Source organism: Pseudoduganella sp. GCM10020061 (genome assembly GCF_042683405.1).
Taxonomy (GTDB): Bacteria; Pseudomonadota; Gammaproteobacteria; order Burkholderiales; family Burkholderiaceae_D; genus Telluria.
Map to the genome: position 1 here is coordinate 467,424 of NZ_JBHUJS010000003.1, position 15,932 is coordinate 483,355.

A 15,932-nucleotide genomic window follows, 5' to 3' on the forward strand; every position below is an offset into this window, starting at 1 on the left:
GCGCTGCCTTACTTCACGGACATCTCTTCCTGGGCTTCGCGGATCAGCTGTTCTTGCAGGGCGTTAATTTCCCGGTAGCGAATTCCCATCTGATCTGAGGTCAGTCCGGAAGAAAACAATGTCTTCAGCTCATTTTTGAGCATATCCATTTTGATCTGGCGCACGAAGCTGCGGAACTCCAGCCGCACGCTGTCGAAATCGGACTCGGGCATCGAGGCGATTTCGCCGATCAGGACGTCGAACTCATCCGTGATGAGCTTGAGCTGCTGCGACATCGCGGCGAAGTTGGCGCCCTCGCCCAGCGCGTGGCCGGTCACGACCATCAGCGACAGGCGCTCGTGCGATTCCGGGCCAAGCGATTCGAATGCCAGCAAGGCGGGCTCGTCGATCTCCAGCGTCAGTTGCGGATGCGCGATCAGGTGGCGCAGGAGCTTGAGCTCGAGCCCCACCGGCTCCGGGCGGCCCTGGCGCGGCGGCGCCTTGCGCGACTGCGCTACGGGTTTGGACAGTTCGAACAGCGTTTCGATCTCCGCCGGCGTGCTTTGCGTGAGCGAGGCCAGGCCGCGCACGATCTGCAGGCGCAGCGAGGACGGCGTCATCGACTGCAGCAGCGGCTTGGCGTCGAACTGCACGCGCGCGCGCCCTTCCGGCTCGTCGATGTTGTGGTCAGCGCTCACTTCGCGCAGGAGGAACTGGGACAGCGGCATCGCCTCGTCGATCTCCTGGGCGAAGGCGTCGGGGCCGCGCTCGCGGATAAAGCTGTCCGGGTCGTGTTCCTGGGGCAGGAACAGGAACTTGATGGTCTTGTTGTCGGTCACAAGGGGCAGGCAGGCTTCCAGCGCGCGGCGGGCGGCGCGGCGGCCGGCCTTGTCGCCGTCAAAGCTGAACACGACCATGTCGGTCTGGCGCAGCAGCTTCTGCACGTGCGTCGCGGTGCAGGCGGTGCCGAGCGTGGCAACGGCCTGCGGGAAGCCGAGCTGGGCCAGCGCCACCACGTCCATATAGCCCTCCGTCACCAGCACGTAGCCGGCGTCGCGGATGGCCTGGCGCGCCTCGAACAGGCCGTACAGCTCGTTCCCCTTCTGGAACAGCGGGGTTTCGGGCGAGTTCAGGTACTTCGGCTCGCCGCCGTCCAGCACCCGGCCGCCAAAGCCGATCACCTGGCCCTTGGTATTCCGGATCGGGAACATGATGCGCTCGCGGAAGCGGTCGTAGCGCTTGTGCTTGTTGCCTTCCTCGTCGACCTTGTCGATCACCAGGCCGGATTCGACCAGCGCCAGCGCGTCGTAGTCGGGGAACACGGAGCGCAGGTTGTCCCAGCCGCCGGGCGCGTAGCCCATGGCGAAGCGGGCCGCCACCTCGCCGGTCAGGCCGCGGTTCTTCAGGTAGGCGATGGCGTTCTGGGCGGTGCGCAGCTGGGCGCGGTAATAGTCGCTTGCCTTGGTCAGCGCTTCGGTCAGGGCCATCGACTGGGCCTGCTGCTGGGCGCGCTGGGCGGGCGGGATCTTGTCGTCCTGGTCAGGGACCACCATGCCCACGTTCTGGGCCAGTTCCTTGACCGCGTCCACGAAGCCCATGCCGGAGTACTCGATCAGGAAGCCGATCGAGGTGCCGTGCGCGCCGCAGCCAAAGCAGTGGTAGAACTGCTTGGTCGGGCTGACCGTAAAGCTGGGGGACTTTTCGTTATGGAAGGGGCACAGGCCCTGGAAGTTGGCGCCGCCCTTCTTCAGCTGGACGTACTTGCCGACCACGTCGACGATGTCCACGCGGTTCAGCAGGTCGGTGATAAAGCTTTGTGGGATCACGTTGGATGAACAGTCTTTGTCTCAGGTCAGACTATACTGCCTTGGCCGATTCTACTTGACCAGAATCAACACCGTCATCGTCATCCCAGCGAAGGCTGGGATCCATACTGAGCGTGCGGATAGCGTACGCTTCCGGCAGCCGGACACTCAGCATGGACCCCAGCCTTCGCTGGGGCGACGGTGCTAATGCTCAGGCGCCGGTCAGGGCCTTCTTGACCAGGGCGGAGACGGCGGTCATGTCCGCGCGGCCAGCCAGCTTCGGCTTGAGCACGCCCATCACCTTGCCCATGTCCGCAGGACCGGCAGCGCCGGTCGAGGCGACGGCAGCGGCCACTTCGGCCGCGATCTCCTCGTCCGACAGGCCGGCCGGCATGTACTGCACCAGCACCGCCAGCTCCGCCTTTTCGATGTCCGCCAGGTCCTGGCGGCCGCCCGCTTCGAATTGGCTGATCGAATCCTTGCGCTGCTTGATCATCTTTTCGATGATGGCCAGCGTCTGGGTGTCGTCCAGCGTGATCTGCTCGTCCACTTCCTTGCGCTTGATGTCGGCAAGGATCAGGCGCACCGTGGCCAGCTTGCCCGCATCCTTGGCGCGCATCGCGGTCTTCATGTCTTCGGTGATCTGGTCTTTGAGGCTCATCGTTGGCTCGCTTTCGTATGGTGGAAATAGCAAAACCCGCTGCGGTGAACCGGAGCGGGTCGGCGACTCTCGTCAACGCCGGCAGCTCGGATTCGCTCCGCGCCGGCACTGGTGACGTCTAGTCTTAGAAGAGTTTCTTAGGCAGTTGCTGGCTGCGGATGCGCTTGTAGTGACGCTTCACGGCAGCTGCCAGCTTGCGCTTGCGCTCTGCAGTCGGCTTCTCGTAGAACTCGCGTGCGCGCAGTTCGGTCAGCAGGCCGGTTTTTTCGATGGTGCGTTTAAAGCGGCGCATGGCCACTTCGAACGGCTCGTTTTCTTTAAGGCGAATAGTGGTCATGTAAAAATCAAACCGTTGGAATTAGGGAAGAACGAGATTCTAACAGCAAATCGCATCCGATTGGAAGTATTTGTCCAGCTTGGTGTTTCGCAAAGGCGACACCGCCCGAAATGGGGTCTGTCCCCATTTCGGAAATGGGGACAGACCCCATTTTTCAGGCGGCGGACGCCAGCGCCTGGCCGGCAGCCACGCCGGATGCCCATGCCCACTGGAAATTATACCCGCCCAGCCAGCCGGTCACGTCGACCGCCTCGCCGATGAAGTACAGCCCCGGCACCTTCTGCGCCATCATGGTCTGCTGCGACAGTTCGCGAGTATCCACGCCGCCCAGCGTCACTTCGGCCTTGCGGTAGCCTTCCGACCCGGTCGGCACGATCGACCAGCGGTTCACCGCGTCGCCCAGCGCGCGCAGCTTCGCGTCCGGCATGTCGGCCAGGCGTGCGTCCGCCGGCAGGCCGGTGGCCGCCAGCAGGCCCTCGGCCAGGCGCGCGGGCATCCACTGCGACAGGATGTTCCCGAGCTGCTTCTTGACGGTGGACTTGGCCTCGATCAGCTCTTGCGCCACGTCGACTTCCGGCAGCAGGTTGATCGTGATCGGCGTGCCCGGCTCCCAGTAGCTGGAGATCTGCAGGATCGCCGGCCCGGACAGGCCGCGGTGCGTGAACAGCAGGTCTTCGCGGAAGTGCCCGTAATTGCCGGCCTTCTTGCCCTTGGCCTTGCGGCTGCCCGTTTCCACATCCACTTCCAGCGCGATGCCGGCCAGCGGCACGAACGGCGCCCAGCCCGGCCCATCGAAGGTCAGCGGCACCAGGCCCGGCCTCGGCTCGACGATGTTCAGGCCAAACTGCTTCGCCACGCGGTACGCGAAATCGGTCGCCCCGATCTTCGGGATCGACAGCGCCCCCGTCGCTATCACGACAGCCTGCGCCTCGATCTCGCCCAGGCTAGTTTGCAGAAGGAAGGGGACTGCCCCTTCAGGGGACTGTCCCCCGCCTTTGACCGACTCGACCGCACACGGCATCCGCCAATGCACACTGCCCGCCGCGCACTCCGCCTTCAGCATCTGGATGATCTGCTCCGACGACTCATCGCAGAACAGCTGCCCCTTGTGCTTCTCGTGATACGAGATGCGGTGCTTCTTGACGAGGGCGAGGAAGTCCTGCGGCGTATAGCGCGACAGCGCGCTCTTGCAGAAATGCGGATTCTCGGACAGGAAGTTCGCCGGCCCCGCATTCATATTAGTGAAGTTGCAGCGCCCGCCGCCAGAGATGCGGATCTTCTCCGCCAGCTTCTCGGCGTGATCGATCAGCACCACGCGCTTGCCGCCTTGCGCCGCGACCGCCGCGCACATCATGCCGGCTGCGCCCGCGCCGATTACTGCCACATCAAACTTTTCCGCCATACCCGCCCCTCATTATCAGGCCGCGATTGTACATGCGTTGGGGGCTGTCGCTGCCAGGGGACCGCCCCCCTGATCTTCAGCATGCACAGAAGATGGCAGAGGATGGGCCGTGATCTCAGCAGTTAGGCGCAGATAACACCAAAACGGCGCAGTTGGCGTGGGTACGGGCTAGAGATCGGGGGACGGTCCACCGGGGACAGTACCCAGTGCCTGCGCGGCCATCACGATTTGTTCCACCTGCTGCGCGATCGGGGACGGCACGGGCTCGGCGCCGTCGAGCACGCGTGCGATCCACGCGGCCGTGGACGCTGCGTCGCGGCCCTCGGGCAAGCGCGCCACCTCGTCGGTCGGCGGGTCGCGCTCCACCAGCACGGTGCGCGCGCCCTGCCGAAACCAGTCGATCTGCTGCCCGCGGTTCGGGTTCGCTACCGTCTCGCCTTCCGTGCCGCGCATCAGGAACGCGTCTCCGCGCGCCGCCGCATACGGTCGCACGAAGAACTCGCCCAGCGTCTCCAGGTACTCGGGATGGGTGTACGACACCAGCCGCAGCGCCGGCCCGTCGAACGGCTGCAGGATCTTGACCAGCGTGTGCGTCGAGTTGCGCACGCCGAGCACGCTGCGCAGCGCCAGCAGCCGCGCCAGCTTTGGCGCGAGCACATCGATCCGCATAAAGGCCGGACGTCCTTCCGCCCACGCCTCGAGCACGCTAGCAGCATCGTCAGACGCATCCAGCCCCATCGCCGCCATGATCTCGAACGTCGTCACGCGGCCCGGATCGGCCGTGACGCCGTGCACCAGCACGGGCGCGCCCCGCCGCGCCAGCAGCGCAGCGAGCAGCGGCGTCAGGTTGGGCAGCTTGCGCGAGCCGTTATAGCTGGGGACCAGGACCGGCGCTAGGTCCCCGCGCGGCGCGGGCAGCAGCGGGAACGATGCCTCCGCCGCGGACAGGAAGCCCTCCAGCTCGTCCGGCGATTCGCCCTTGATGCGCATCGCCATGACGATCGCGCCCATCTCCAGGTCGGAGACCCGCCCGTCCAGCATGGCGGCATAGAGCTCGTGCGCATCGTCGCGCGACATCGCACGCGCGCCTTTGACGCCGCGGCCGATCTCCTTGATGAAGCGCGCGGCCGGGAAGTGTTCAAGATTCATGCGCTTAGCTTACACGAATGGCTTTTTGGCACCTCGCCAGCACACGCGCGCGTTTGGCGCTACACTGAAACGTCCCGCCGAAGCAACGCAGAGACGAAGTACATGATCACCCCAGATATCGAGAACATCAACATCACCTCGATGGCGCCCATGCCATCGCCGCAGGACCTGCACAACAAGCTCCCGCTGACCGAAAAAGCGTTCGACACCGTGATGAAGGGACGCGCCGACCTGCGCAATATCCTGGACCGCAAGGACAAGCGCATCTTCGTCGTGGTCGGCCCCTGCTCCATCCACGATCCCGTCGCCGGCCTCGATTACGCGCGCCGGCTGAAGGCGCTGCAGGAGGAAGTCAGGGACACCATGCTGCTCGTGATGCGCGTGTACTTCGAAAAGCCGCGCACCACCACCGGCTGGAAGGGCTACATTAACGATCCGTTCATGGACGACTCGTTCCAGGTCGACGCCGGCATGGAAAAGGCACGCCAGTTCCTGCTGGACGTGTGCGAACTCGGCCTGCCGACGGCGACCGAGGCGCTCGACCCGATCTCGCCGCAGTACCTGGGCGACCTGATTGCATGGACCGCCATCGGCGCGCGCACCACCGAATCGCAGACCCACCGCGAGATGTCGTCCGGCCTGTCCACACCGGTCGGCTTCAAGAACGGCACCGACGGTGACATTGGCATCGCCATCAACGCGATCCTGTCGTCGGCGCACCCGCACTCCTTCCTCGGCATCGACACCAACGGCAACGCGGCCATCATCCGCACCCGCGGCAACGCCTACGGCCACGTGGTGCTGCGCGGCGGCGGCGACCGGCCCAACTACGATTCCGTCTCCATCAAGATCGCAGAACTGGCGCTGGCCAAGCAGGGCCTGCCGCCGAACCTGGTGGTGGACTGCTCGCACGCCAACAGCTACAAGAAGCCCGAGCTGCAACCGCTGGTAATGCAGGACGTGATCCAGCAGATCAAGCACGGCAACCGCTCGCTGGTCGGCGTCATGATCGAATCGAACATCGTCGGCGGGCGCCAGGAGATCCCGCGCGACCTGTCGCAGCTGATCTACGGCTGCTCGGTGACGGATGGCTGCATCGGCTGGGAAGACACCGTCGAGATGCTGCGCGCCGCACACGCCGACCTCCTCCACCGCCCGTAGTTACTTGCCCCGTCATCCCCGCGCGCACGGGGACGACGCGGGGATTGCGCATGCACCGCCGCGAGCGCTGGTTTACAATGGCGGGTTACTTTTTGATGGCAGTTGGTGTTCCATGATCGTTCTAGGCGTTGAATCTTCTTGCGACGAAACCGGCCTCGCGTTGTACGACACACAACGCGGCCTGCTCTCGCACGCCCTGCACTCGCAGGTCGCCATGCACGAGGAATACGGCGGCGTAGTGCCGGAACTCGCCTCGCGCGACCACATTCGCCGCGCCATCCCGCTGCTCGAACAGGTGCTCGGCCAGGCTAAAGTCGACATGAAAGACGTCGACGCCATCGCCTACACCCAGGGTCCCGGCCTGGCCGGCGCGCTGCTGGTCGGCTCCTCGATCGCCTGCAGCCTCGGCCTCGCCGCCGACAAGCCGGTGCTCGGCGTGCACCACCTGGAAGGCCACCTGCTCTCCCCGCTGCTCGCCAAGGAACCGCCCGAGTTCCCGTTCATCGCCCTGCTCGTCTCCGGCGGCCACACGCAGCTGATGCGCGTGGACGGCATCGGCCAGTACACCCTGCTCGGCGAAACACTCGACGATGCAGCCGGCGAAGCCTTCGACAAATCGGCCAAGCTGCTCGGCCTGGGCTACCCCGGCGGTCCCGCGATCTCGCGCCTGGCCGAGTTTGGCGACCCGAACGCCTACAAGCTCCCGCGCCCGATGCTGCATTCGAAAGACTTCAACTTCAGCTTCTCGGGATTGAAGACCGCCGTGCTGACGGTGGTGAAAAACCACCCCGCCAATATCTGCGACCAGGACAAGGCCAACATCGCGCGCGGCTTCGTCGATGCGATCGTGGATGTGCTGACGGCGAAATGCGTGAGCGCCTTGAAGCACACTGGCCTCAAGCGCCTGGTGATCGCTGGCGGCGTCGGCGCCAACACGCAGCTGCGCGAGTCGCTCAACGCGGCGGCTGCGAAGAAGCGCTTCAAGGTCTACTACCCGGAGCTCGAGTTCTGCACCGATAACGGCGCGATGATCGCCTTTGCCGGCGCCATGCGCATGCAGATCAACCCCAACGCCGCGAAGAAGGATTACTCCTTCAACGTCCTGCCCCGCTGGCCGCTGGACGACATCCGCGTGGTGTAAACGTCAGGGGACAATCCCCTCCGCTATTCATGCGTGGCGATTTGCAGGAGCGCCTGCTCGAACACTTCCGGCGGCTGCCCGCCGCTGATCAGGTGGCGGTCGTTGATGATCACCGCCGGCACGGAGTTGATACCAGCGCGGTGGTAGAACGCCTGCCGCTCGCGCACTTCTTTCGCGAATTCGTCCGACGCCAGGATCGACTTCACGCGCTCCCCGTCCAGCCCCGCCTCGCGCGCCACGCGCTCCAGCACCTCATGCGACCCCGGATCCTCGCCCTTGGTGAAGTAGGCTTCGAACAGCTTCAGCTCCATCTCATGCTGTTTTCCTTCCAGCCCCGCCCAATGCAGGACGCGGTGCGCGTCGAAGGTGTTGTAGATGCGCGAGCGCTTGTCCATGTTGAACGTGAACCCTAGCGCCTCCCCGCGCGCGCGGATCGCCTCGCGGTTCTGCGCGCCCTGCGCCTCCGTCATGCCGTATTTCTGCATCAGGTGTTCGCCAACGTCCTGCCCGCCCGGCCCCATGTCCGGATTGAGTTCGAAGGGCTGGAAGTGCAAGTCCGCCGCGATCTGGCCGTGAAGGCGCCCGAGCGCCTGCTCCAGGGACTTGAGGCCGATGATGCACCACGGGCACGACACATCGGAGACGAAATCGATTTTTAGCTGCTTCATGCGACCTCCTGCAAAAACACCACGATAACAAAAAACCGGGGCGAGCCTCGTCACCCCCGCGAAAGCGGGGGCCCATACTGCGTGTGAGGGGAGCTTGAGCGTGCTGGCTTCGGTCGCTCAGCATGGGTCCCCGCAAAGGCGGCCGCGATCGGCCGGGGACGACGGGGTGGCGGGACCGCCACCTCCTGGATTACTTCTTCTTGGCGCCGGCGGCCTTGCTGCCGATACGGCTTTCCTTGCCGGCCAGCAGATTCGAGATATTGCCGGCATGGCGATACACGAGCAGCATGCTCATCACCACGACCGCGACGAATGGCTCGTCCACGCCATACATCAGGCCGTAGAAGAACGGTGCGAATATCGCCGAGATCAGCGCCGCCAGCGAGGAATAACGTGTCGCATACGCGATGATCAGCCAGGTCGCCAGCGTCGCCAGTCCGAGCCACACGTTCAGGCCGAGCAGCACGCCCAACGCCGTCGCCACGCCCTTGCCGCCCTTGAAGCGGAAAAAGACCGGATACAGGTGGCCCACGAAGACCGCGATGCACACCAGCGCGATGGTGCCGTCGCCCACGCCATACTGGTCGGCCAGGCGGATCGCCAGCCACACCGCGAACCAGCCCTTGACCGCATCGCCCAGCAAGGTCGCGATCGCCGCCTTCTTGTTACCGCTGCGCAGCACATTGGTCGCGCCAGGATTCTTGGAGCCATAGGTACGCGGATCGGACAAGCCCATCAGCTTGCTCACCACCACCGCGAACGAAATCGAGCCAATCAGGTACGCCACGACCGTAAACACAAGTGTCGTCATCTTTCATCCCTCTTCTTATAAGTATGAGCGCCCCGAAAAAAGGGGCTGCTGAATATACACTATTCTTCCAGCGCGCAGCTAACCGCTTTTGCCTTCAATAAATCCACAATGATGCCCGGCGCGATGCCGACCAGGTAGCCCCGGCGTCCGCCGTTGATGTAAATCCTGGGCAGCGCGAGGATGCTCTCTTCCACATACACCGGCAGCGCCTTGCGCGTCCCGAACGGCGAGGTGCCGCCGATCATGTAGCCGGAATGGCGCTGCGCCACGTCCGGCTTGCACGGCTCGACCGACTTGCACGGAATCGCACGCGCCAGGTTCTTCAGCGACACCTTGCGGTCGCCGTGCATGAGGATGACCAGCGGGCGCGCCGCCTCGTCCTGCATCACCAGCGTCTTGACCACGTCATGCTCCGGCACGCCCAGTTCGCGCGAGGACACGCTGGTGCCGCCGTGCTCTTCGTACTCATAAGGATGTTCGGTGAATGCGACACCGTGCTTGCGCAGGAATTGCGTGGCAGGTGTCTCGGAGACGTGCTCTTTCTTTGCCATTGCGTGTTACGCTAACCGTTCATTGAGGAGTTTCTTATTATGCAGGAAGAAATTCGCTTTGCCACCTTCAATGCGTTCAACCTGGCCCCGGCGGGAGCCCGCCTGTACGAGGGCCTCGCGCCCTGCACGCAGGAGCAGTACGAGGCGAAGATCGCGTGGACCGCGCACCAGATCGATGCGCTGGACGCGGACGTGATCGGCTTCCAGGAAATCTTCTCGCAGCAGTCGCTGTCCGAGGTGCTGTCCCGCACCGAGCGCTACCGCGACGCCTTCCACGTGGGGTTCGACCCCGATCCACGACTCGAAAAGCTGACGCCATCGGTGGCGCTGGTCTCGCGCCTGCCTCTGGCGGAAGAGGCGTTCGCACAGCCGCTGTTCCCGGCCGGCGTGACGCTGCCGGACGGGCACCGCGACGCGGGGCGCTTTGCGCGGCCTGTGCTGCAGGTGGCGCTCACGGTCGCGCCTGGGCTGGTGGTGGACGTGGTGGTGGTCCACCTCAAGTCGCAGCGGCCGGACTACCGGGTCGGAGACACGTTCGACGATCCGCACAGCTACGCGCTGGGCTGCCTGCGTTCGCTGATGCGGCGCGGGACGGAGGCGGTGGCGCTGCGCGTGATGCTCAGCGACCTGCGCCGCGAAACCGGGCGGCCGAGCGTGGTGCTGGGCGACTTTAACGATACCGTCGACGCGGTAACGACCAGCATCGTGATGGGCGTGGGCGCGAAGCCGCAGGAGCGGTTCTACGACGCGAACGAGATCCGGATGCGGATTCACGGGTCGCGCAATCTGGGATTCTCGACCGTGCACGATGGGCGGTACAGCACCATCGATCATGTACTGGTGTCGCCGGAGTTCAATCCGGCGCTGCCGGGAGCGATCGGGGAAGTGGTGGATGTGGCTTACCTCAACGATCACCTGACGCTGGGGATGGAAGGGGCGTCGGATCACGGGCAGGTGGTGGCGAGAGTCAGGTTGTTCGATCGACGGCAGGCAGGGTAGCGGGAACGGTCCCGTCAGGGACAGTCGCCTATCCGGCGCGGGGCTGGCCGGCGATGATGGCGGCGTAGTGGCCCTGGAACTCGTCGCAGCCCTGCTGTCGCAGGTACTGCAGTTCGCGTTCGTTTTCGACGCCCTCCGCCACGACCTTCAGGTTCATGCTGCGTGCCAGCGCGATGATGGCGGGGATGATTTCGCCGTGCGGCCCCTCGGCGCCGATCTCTTCGATGAAGCTGCGGTCGATCTTGAGCTTGGATACCGCCAGCTGCCGCATTCCGCCCAGGCTCGAGTAGCCCGTTCCGAAATCGTCGATGGTGATGTGCACGCCGCGGCCTCGCAGGGCGCGGATGGTGTCCATCGCAGCCTGGTTGCCTTTCATGATGACGCCTTCGGTGATTTCCAGCTCCAGGAATTCGGGAGCCAGCCCCGCATTTTCCAGCGCAGCGTCCACATTGCGCAGCAAATCCGGATGCAGGAATTGCAGCCCTGACAGGTTGACGGATACCGCCACCGGATAGCCCGCGTCGTGCCACGCGCGCGCCTGCCTGCACGCCAGCTGCAATACCCATTCGCCAATCGGCACCGACAGGCCGGTCTCCTCGGCCGCCGCCAGGAACTGATCCGGCATCAGCAAGCCGCGCTCCGGATGCCGCCAGCGGATCAGCGCCTCCAGCGCGATGGTCCGGCTGCTGGCGATGTCCACGTCCGGCTGGAACTCCAGTTCGAACTCGCCATTCTGCAGCGCCTTGCGCAAGCTGTTTTCCATCTCGATGCGCTCGCTCACATGCTCGTTCATCTGCGGCGAGAAGAAGCGGTAGCCGTTGCGGCCGCCCTCTTTGGCGTGGTACATGGCTACGTCGGCATGCTTGAACAGGGTGTCAATGTCCGGCCCGTCCACCGGATACAGCGCAATGCCGATCGACACCGACAGTGCCACGTCCACCCCGCCCGCCTGGGTCACGGCGAGCACGGATTTCATCATGGTCGAGGCCACGTGCGCCGCGTGCTCGGCGCTGCCGATATCGGCCAGCATGACGACGAACTCGTCCCCGCCCTGGCGGCTCACGGTGTCCACGCTGCGCACGCAGCGGGCCAGGCGGGCCGCCACTTCGCGCAGCACGATGTCGCCCACCGCGTGGCCGTGCGTGTCGTTGATTTCCTTGAAGCGGTCCAGGTCCATGTACAGCACGGCCACCTGCGACATCTTGCGGCGCGCCGTCGCCAGCGCCTGTTGCAGGCGGTCGCGGAACAGCACGCGGTTGGGCAGGCCGGTCAGGTAGTCGTGTTCGGCCAGGTGGCGCGTCTCTTCCTCCAGGCGCTTGCGCTCGGTGATGTCGGACATGATCGCCATGTAGCTGTTGACGGCCCCGTGCCCGTCGCGGATCGCGGTGACGGTCATCGCCAGCGGCAGCGGCGTGCCGTCGCGCCGCCGGCTCCACAACTCGCCGCTCCAGTGGCCGTGGTGCGCGACGTGCTCGCGGATCTGCTCCACCAGCGCGTGGTCGCGCAGTCCGTCGTTGTAGGCCTGGGCCTCCTGGCCCGCCACTTCCAGTGCGGTAAAGCCGGTGATGTCGGTGAAGGCGCCGTTGACCGTGACGATGCGGTACTGCGCGTCGGTGATCATGATGGCATCGCGGCTGTGTTCGAACACCTGGGCGGACAGCAACAGGTTGCGTTCGCTGGCCTTGCGGCCCGTGATGTCGTAGTCCATGCAGAACACGTGATCCACGCGGCCATCGCGGATCAGGGGGAACGCGGTGCCGGAGATCCAGCGTGTGGAACCGTCGCGCAGCCCAATCTGCCAGTCGGCCACGCGGGTGGCTTCGCCGGTGCTGAAGATGCGCTGCAGGTGGGCCACGTAGTCGCCGTCATGGCCGGGATGGGAGAACAGGCTGCTGACGGGCTGGCCCAGCGCCTCGCGCGCGGGCACGCCGAACAACTCGGCGCACCTGTTGTTCCAGTAGGTGACCCTGCCGTCGCGGCCGATGCCATGGATCGCGACACCGGGTGTCAGCTCCATGGCGGAGACCAGTGTGCAAACCAGGTCGAGTGCTGCTGAAGGTGTAACAGCGGTCATGGCGCGTCTCTTGCCCCCTTGAGCGGCCATTGTGGGGGGCGGGTCGCCGGGTTCGCTTGCGCGCGCTCAAGGACAGAGGGCGCGCGGCGCGCTTAGCTTTCGTCCTGCGTGGTCGGCTCCTGCACGTTGTCGCTGTCCCCGTACTGCTCCCCGCTGCCCGGATTGGCCTTGGCTTCCTGCTTCTTGCGGGCCTTTTCTTCGGCCTTGCGCTTCTTTTCCAGCTCGCGCTGGCGCTTCTCGTACTGGAAATTAGTTTTTGCCATGAAGCACCTCACAGGATTTGATGAACAAGTCCCATTATGACCCAGTTGGGGCCGGGTGATGTTGCTTAAGCGCGGGGATGGTGCGCGGCGTGCAGGTGCTTGAGTCGCTCCCGCGCAACGTGCGTGTAGATCTGGGTGGTAGAAATATCGGAATGCCCGAGCAGCAGCTGCACCACCCGCAGGTCGGCGCCGTTGTTGAGCAAATGGGTGGCGAATGCATGGCGCAGCGTGTGCGGCGACAGTTGCGCGCGGATGCCGGCCTTCTGCGCATGGCGCTTGATGATGACCCAGAACATCTGGCGCGTCATCGCCCCGCCGCGCGCGGTGACGAACAGCGCGTCGTCCACCTGGCCGTCGAGGATGATGCCGCGTGCGTCCTTCAGGTAGCGCTCGAGCCAGCCGCGCGCCTCCTGGCCGAACGGCACCAGCCGGGTCTTGGCGCCCTTGCCGGTGATGCGCAGCACGCCGTCGTTCATCGACAGCTCCACCAGCTTGAGCGCGACCAGTTCGGACACCCGCAGGCCGCTGGCATACATCAGCTCCAGCATGGTGCGCTCGCGCAGGCCGAGCGGCGTGGAGACATCCGGCGCGGCGAGCAGCGCCTCCACCTGCGCTTCGCTGAGCGTGTGCACGAAGCGGACGGGCTGCCTGGCCGAGACCAGCTGCAGGCAGGGATCCTTGTCGACGTGGCGATTGCGCACTGCAAGCTGGTAGAAGCGCTTGAGGACCGACAGGCGGCGGTTGGCGGAACTGGCCTTGGTCTGGTCGTGGCGGTCGGCGAAATACGCTTCGAGGTCGTGGCTGGCGACGTCATACAGCGACGCCGCCGGACGCTTGACCTCCAGCCAGCGCGCGAACATCTTCATGTCGCGCCGGTACGCATCCAGCGAATTTTTTGCGAGTCCGTGCTCCAGCCAGAGGTTGTCGCAGAACTCGTCGATCAGAACAGAATTGGCTGCTGCTGCCATGGTGCTCCGGCGCCGGCCGCACCCTCGTGGGCGAGCAGCCAGCGCTTGACGTTGAGGTGAAAACCGTTCTGGTCGTCGTGGTTCGAGAATCCGCCCAGGCCACCGGACGCGGTGACGCGGTGGCACGGGATCACGAGCGGGAAATAGTTGGCGCCGCAGGCCTGCCCTACCGCGCGCGGCGCGGAGCCGACGTGCCTGGCCACCTGGCCGTAGGTGCGCACGCTGCCCAGCGGGATGGCGCTGATCGCGTCCCACACCTTGCGCTGGAATTCGCTGCCGACGCGCGCCAGCGGGAGATCGAAACGGAAGCCGGGATCGGCGAAGTAGCGCTGCACCTGGCCGGCTGTGGCTTCGGCAACGGCGTCCTGCGCGTCCTTTTCCTCGAAATGGAGCGGCAGGTACACCAGTTCGCACAGCACGCCGCCGCTGGTGCGGATGCCCATGGCGCCGAACGGTGCGGCCACGATGGCGGAGAAGATCTCGCTGCCTTGCTGTGGAGTATTCATCGCGCCATCATACAACACGCTCGCCGCCCCTCGCCAAGGCGGCGCCCGGCCGGGACGACGCGCAAAAAAAAACGCACCCGCAGGCGCGTTTTAAGTTCGGCACGTCCAACTGCTTAAGCAGTTTATTGTTGTTCGGACGCGGGTCTCCTCATTTATCTCCGGTATGGAACTACCGTGGTTTTCTTGTACTCCCCACAAGATTCGATTCTTGTATCGGACGACGCGAGGCCGTCCAAAGCGGTGCCATCATAGCTTACTCAAAATTAAACAATGTGGTTTTTTTAGCACGTCCGAAAAATATTTCAGTTGAAAATTAAATCGTGCGGCCGTATGTGCCGCCGTCCGCGCGGTGCCGCGCGAGCGCCCATTCCACATGCTCGCGCACCAGCGGCGACGGGTGCGCGCGGCGTGCCTCCAGCGCCGCCACGATGGCCGCGTCACCGTGCGCGGACTCGGCTGCATTGCCCAGCGCCACCGCGATATTGCGCAGCCAGCGTTCATGCCCGATGCGCCGGATCGGACTGCCTTCCATGCGGCGGTTGAACTCCTCCTCGTCCCACGCGAACAGCGCCAGCAGCGAGGCCGAGCCCAGTTCGTTGCGCTCGTCGAAGTCCGGGATCACCGCGCGCTGCGCGAACTTGTTCCACGGGCAGACGGTCTGGCAGTCGTCGCAGCCGTAGATGCGGTTGCCCAGCAGCGGCCGCATCTCTTCGGGGATCGCGCTTTTCAGTTCGATGGTCAGGTACGAGATGCAGCGCCGCGCGTCCAGCCTGCCCGGACCGAGGATGGCCTGGGTTGGGCATACGTCGATGCACGCGCTGCACTGGCCGCAGTGGCCGCTGGTCTTCTCGTCCACCGGCAGCGGAATGTCGACCAGGATCTCGCCGATGAAAAAGGTGGAACCGGCCTCGCGGTTGAGCAGCAGCGTGTGCTTGCCGCGCCAGCCCATGCCGGATTTTTCCGCCAGCGGCAGCTCCATCACGGGCGCCGAATCGGTAAACACGCGGTAGCCGAATTCGCCGGCATGCTCGCGGATGCGGTCGGCCAGCTGCTGCAGCCGGGCGCGCAGCACCTTGTGATAGTCGCGCCCCCGTGCGTACACGGAGACCACGGCGGCATGCGGGTCGCGCAGGCGCGCCGCCTCGCGCTCGCGCCAGTCCGCGGCCGTCCCCTGCGGCAGGTAGTCCATGCGCGCGCTGATCACGCGCAGCGTGCCCGGCACCAGCTCGGCGGGGCGCGCGCGCTTCATGCCGTGCGCGGCCATGTAGTCCATCTCGCCATGGCTGCCCGCGTCGAGCCAGGCCTGCAGCCCGGCCTCGTGCAGCGACAGGTCCGGGTCGGTGATGCGCACGTCGGCGAACCCCAGCTGCGCGCCCCATTCCCGGATCGCGCGCGCGAGGTCGGCAAGGTCAGGGGTGGAAAGCGGCATGGGCGGTAGAATACGGGTCGGGACAATC

16 protein-coding genes are annotated in these 15,932 nt (G+C 65.2%); 3 read left to right on the forward strand and 13 right to left on the reverse strand.

The genetic code is table 11. The annotated features are described in order from the left end of the window. Positions 1–8: 8 nt before the first annotated feature. The 5 genes from dnaG to ybiB form a co-directional block, all read right to left on the reverse strand. Positions 9–1,805: a DNA primase gene (dnaG, locus tag ACFSQR_RS09450; RefSeq protein ID WP_377729502.1), complete on the reverse strand. Its 1,797-nt coding sequence runs from the start codon at positions 1,803–1,805 to the stop codon at positions 9–11. Between the two features lie 190 nt (positions 1,806–1,995). Further along, the gene (locus tag ACFSQR_RS09455; RefSeq protein WP_377729503.1) at positions 1,996–2,445 is read right to left on the reverse strand and encodes a GatB/YqeY domain-containing protein; all 450 of its coding nucleotides are present in this window, start codon (positions 2,443–2,445) and stop codon (positions 1,996–1,998) included. A 124-nt stretch (positions 2,446–2,569) separates the two neighbouring features. Beyond that, positions 2,570–2,782 carry a 30S ribosomal protein S21 gene (gene rpsU / locus ACFSQR_RS09460; protein ID WP_008451879.1) on the reverse strand — a complete coding sequence of 71 codons (213 nt, stop codon included), beginning with the start codon at positions 2,780–2,782 and terminating at the stop codon, positions 2,570–2,572. A gap of 154 nt (positions 2,783–2,936) precedes the next feature. Continuing rightward, a complete protein-coding gene (locus ACFSQR_RS09465) occupies positions 2,937–4,184 on the reverse strand; it encodes an NAD(P)/FAD-dependent oxidoreductase (RefSeq protein ID WP_377729504.1) in 1,248 nt (415 codons plus the stop codon). A gap of 168 nt (positions 4,185–4,352) precedes the next feature. Continuing rightward, complete coding sequence (ybiB, locus tag ACFSQR_RS09470) at positions 4,353–5,333, reverse strand: DNA-binding protein YbiB (protein ID WP_377729505.1); 981 nt, start codon at positions 5,331–5,333, stop codon at positions 4,353–4,355. 102 nt (positions 5,334–5,435) lie between these two features. Between ybiB and ACFSQR_RS09475 the strand changes: the two genes are divergently transcribed. After that, positions 5,436–6,494, forward strand: coding sequence for a 3-deoxy-7-phosphoheptulonate synthase (locus ACFSQR_RS09475; RefSeq protein ID WP_377729506.1), 1,059 nt, complete (start codon positions 5,436–5,438; stop codon positions 6,492–6,494). A 112-nt stretch (positions 6,495–6,606) separates the two neighbouring features. Continuing rightward, entirely contained in the window at positions 6,607–7,635 is a 1,029-nt protein-coding gene (gene tsaD, locus ACFSQR_RS09480; RefSeq protein WP_377729507.1) for a tRNA (adenosine(37)-N6)-threonylcarbamoyltransferase complex transferase subunit TsaD, read from the forward strand. 23 nt (positions 7,636–7,658) lie between these two features. Here tsaD and ACFSQR_RS09485 read toward each other — a convergent pair whose 3' ends face one another. From ACFSQR_RS09485 to ybaK, 3 genes are all read right to left on the reverse strand, one after another. Beyond that, positions 7,659–8,303 carry a DsbA family oxidoreductase gene (locus ACFSQR_RS09485; RefSeq protein WP_377729508.1) on the reverse strand — a complete coding sequence of 215 codons (645 nt, stop codon included), beginning with the start codon at positions 8,301–8,303 and terminating at the stop codon, positions 7,659–7,661. Between the two features lie 190 nt (positions 8,304–8,493). Then, complete coding sequence (gene plsY, locus ACFSQR_RS09490; protein WP_377729509.1) at positions 8,494–9,114, reverse strand: glycerol-3-phosphate 1-O-acyltransferase PlsY; 621 nt, start codon at positions 9,112–9,114, stop codon at positions 8,494–8,496. Positions 9,115–9,173: 59 nt separating this feature from the next. After that, positions 9,174–9,665 (reverse strand): Cys-tRNA(Pro) deacylase, encoded by a 492-nt coding sequence (gene ybaK, locus ACFSQR_RS09495; RefSeq protein ID WP_377729510.1) that lies wholly within the window; start codon positions 9,663–9,665, stop codon positions 9,174–9,176. Between the two features lie 39 nt (positions 9,666–9,704). On the opposite strand from ybaK, the gene ACFSQR_RS09500 reads away from it, so the two are divergent. Further along, the gene (locus ACFSQR_RS09500; protein ID WP_377729511.1) at positions 9,705–10,664 is read left to right on the forward strand and encodes an endonuclease/exonuclease/phosphatase family protein; all 960 of its coding nucleotides are present in this window, start codon (positions 9,705–9,707) and stop codon (positions 10,662–10,664) included. 28 nt (positions 10,665–10,692) lie between these two features. Here ACFSQR_RS09500 and ACFSQR_RS09505 read toward each other — a convergent pair whose 3' ends face one another. From ACFSQR_RS09505 to queG, 5 genes are all read right to left on the reverse strand, one after another. Continuing rightward, entirely contained in the window at positions 10,693–12,738 is a 2,046-nt protein-coding gene (locus ACFSQR_RS09505; protein WP_377729512.1) for a putative bifunctional diguanylate cyclase/phosphodiesterase, read from the reverse strand. A 92-nt stretch (positions 12,739–12,830) separates the two neighbouring features. Further along, the gene (locus tag ACFSQR_RS09510; protein ID WP_377729513.1) at positions 12,831–13,001 is read right to left on the reverse strand and encodes a hypothetical protein; all 171 of its coding nucleotides are present in this window, start codon (positions 12,999–13,001) and stop codon (positions 12,831–12,833) included. A gap of 65 nt (positions 13,002–13,066) precedes the next feature. Further along, positions 13,067–13,969, reverse strand: a complete 903-nt coding sequence (xerD, locus tag ACFSQR_RS09515) for a site-specific tyrosine recombinase XerD (RefSeq protein ID WP_377729514.1) — start codon at positions 13,967–13,969, stop codon at positions 13,067–13,069. Continuing rightward, the gene (locus ACFSQR_RS09520) at positions 13,942–14,475 is read right to left on the reverse strand and encodes a methylated-DNA--[protein]-cysteine S-methyltransferase (protein ID WP_377729515.1); all 534 of its coding nucleotides are present in this window, start codon (positions 14,473–14,475) and stop codon (positions 13,942–13,944) included. Before ACFSQR_RS09520 ends, xerD begins: the two co-directional genes overlap by 28 nt. 313 nt (positions 14,476–14,788) lie before the next feature. Beyond that, positions 14,789–15,904: a tRNA epoxyqueuosine(34) reductase QueG gene (gene queG, locus ACFSQR_RS09525; RefSeq protein ID WP_377729516.1), complete on the reverse strand. Its 1,116-nt coding sequence runs from the start codon at positions 15,902–15,904 to the stop codon at positions 14,789–14,791. Between the last annotated feature and the right edge of the window lie 28 nt (positions 15,905–15,932).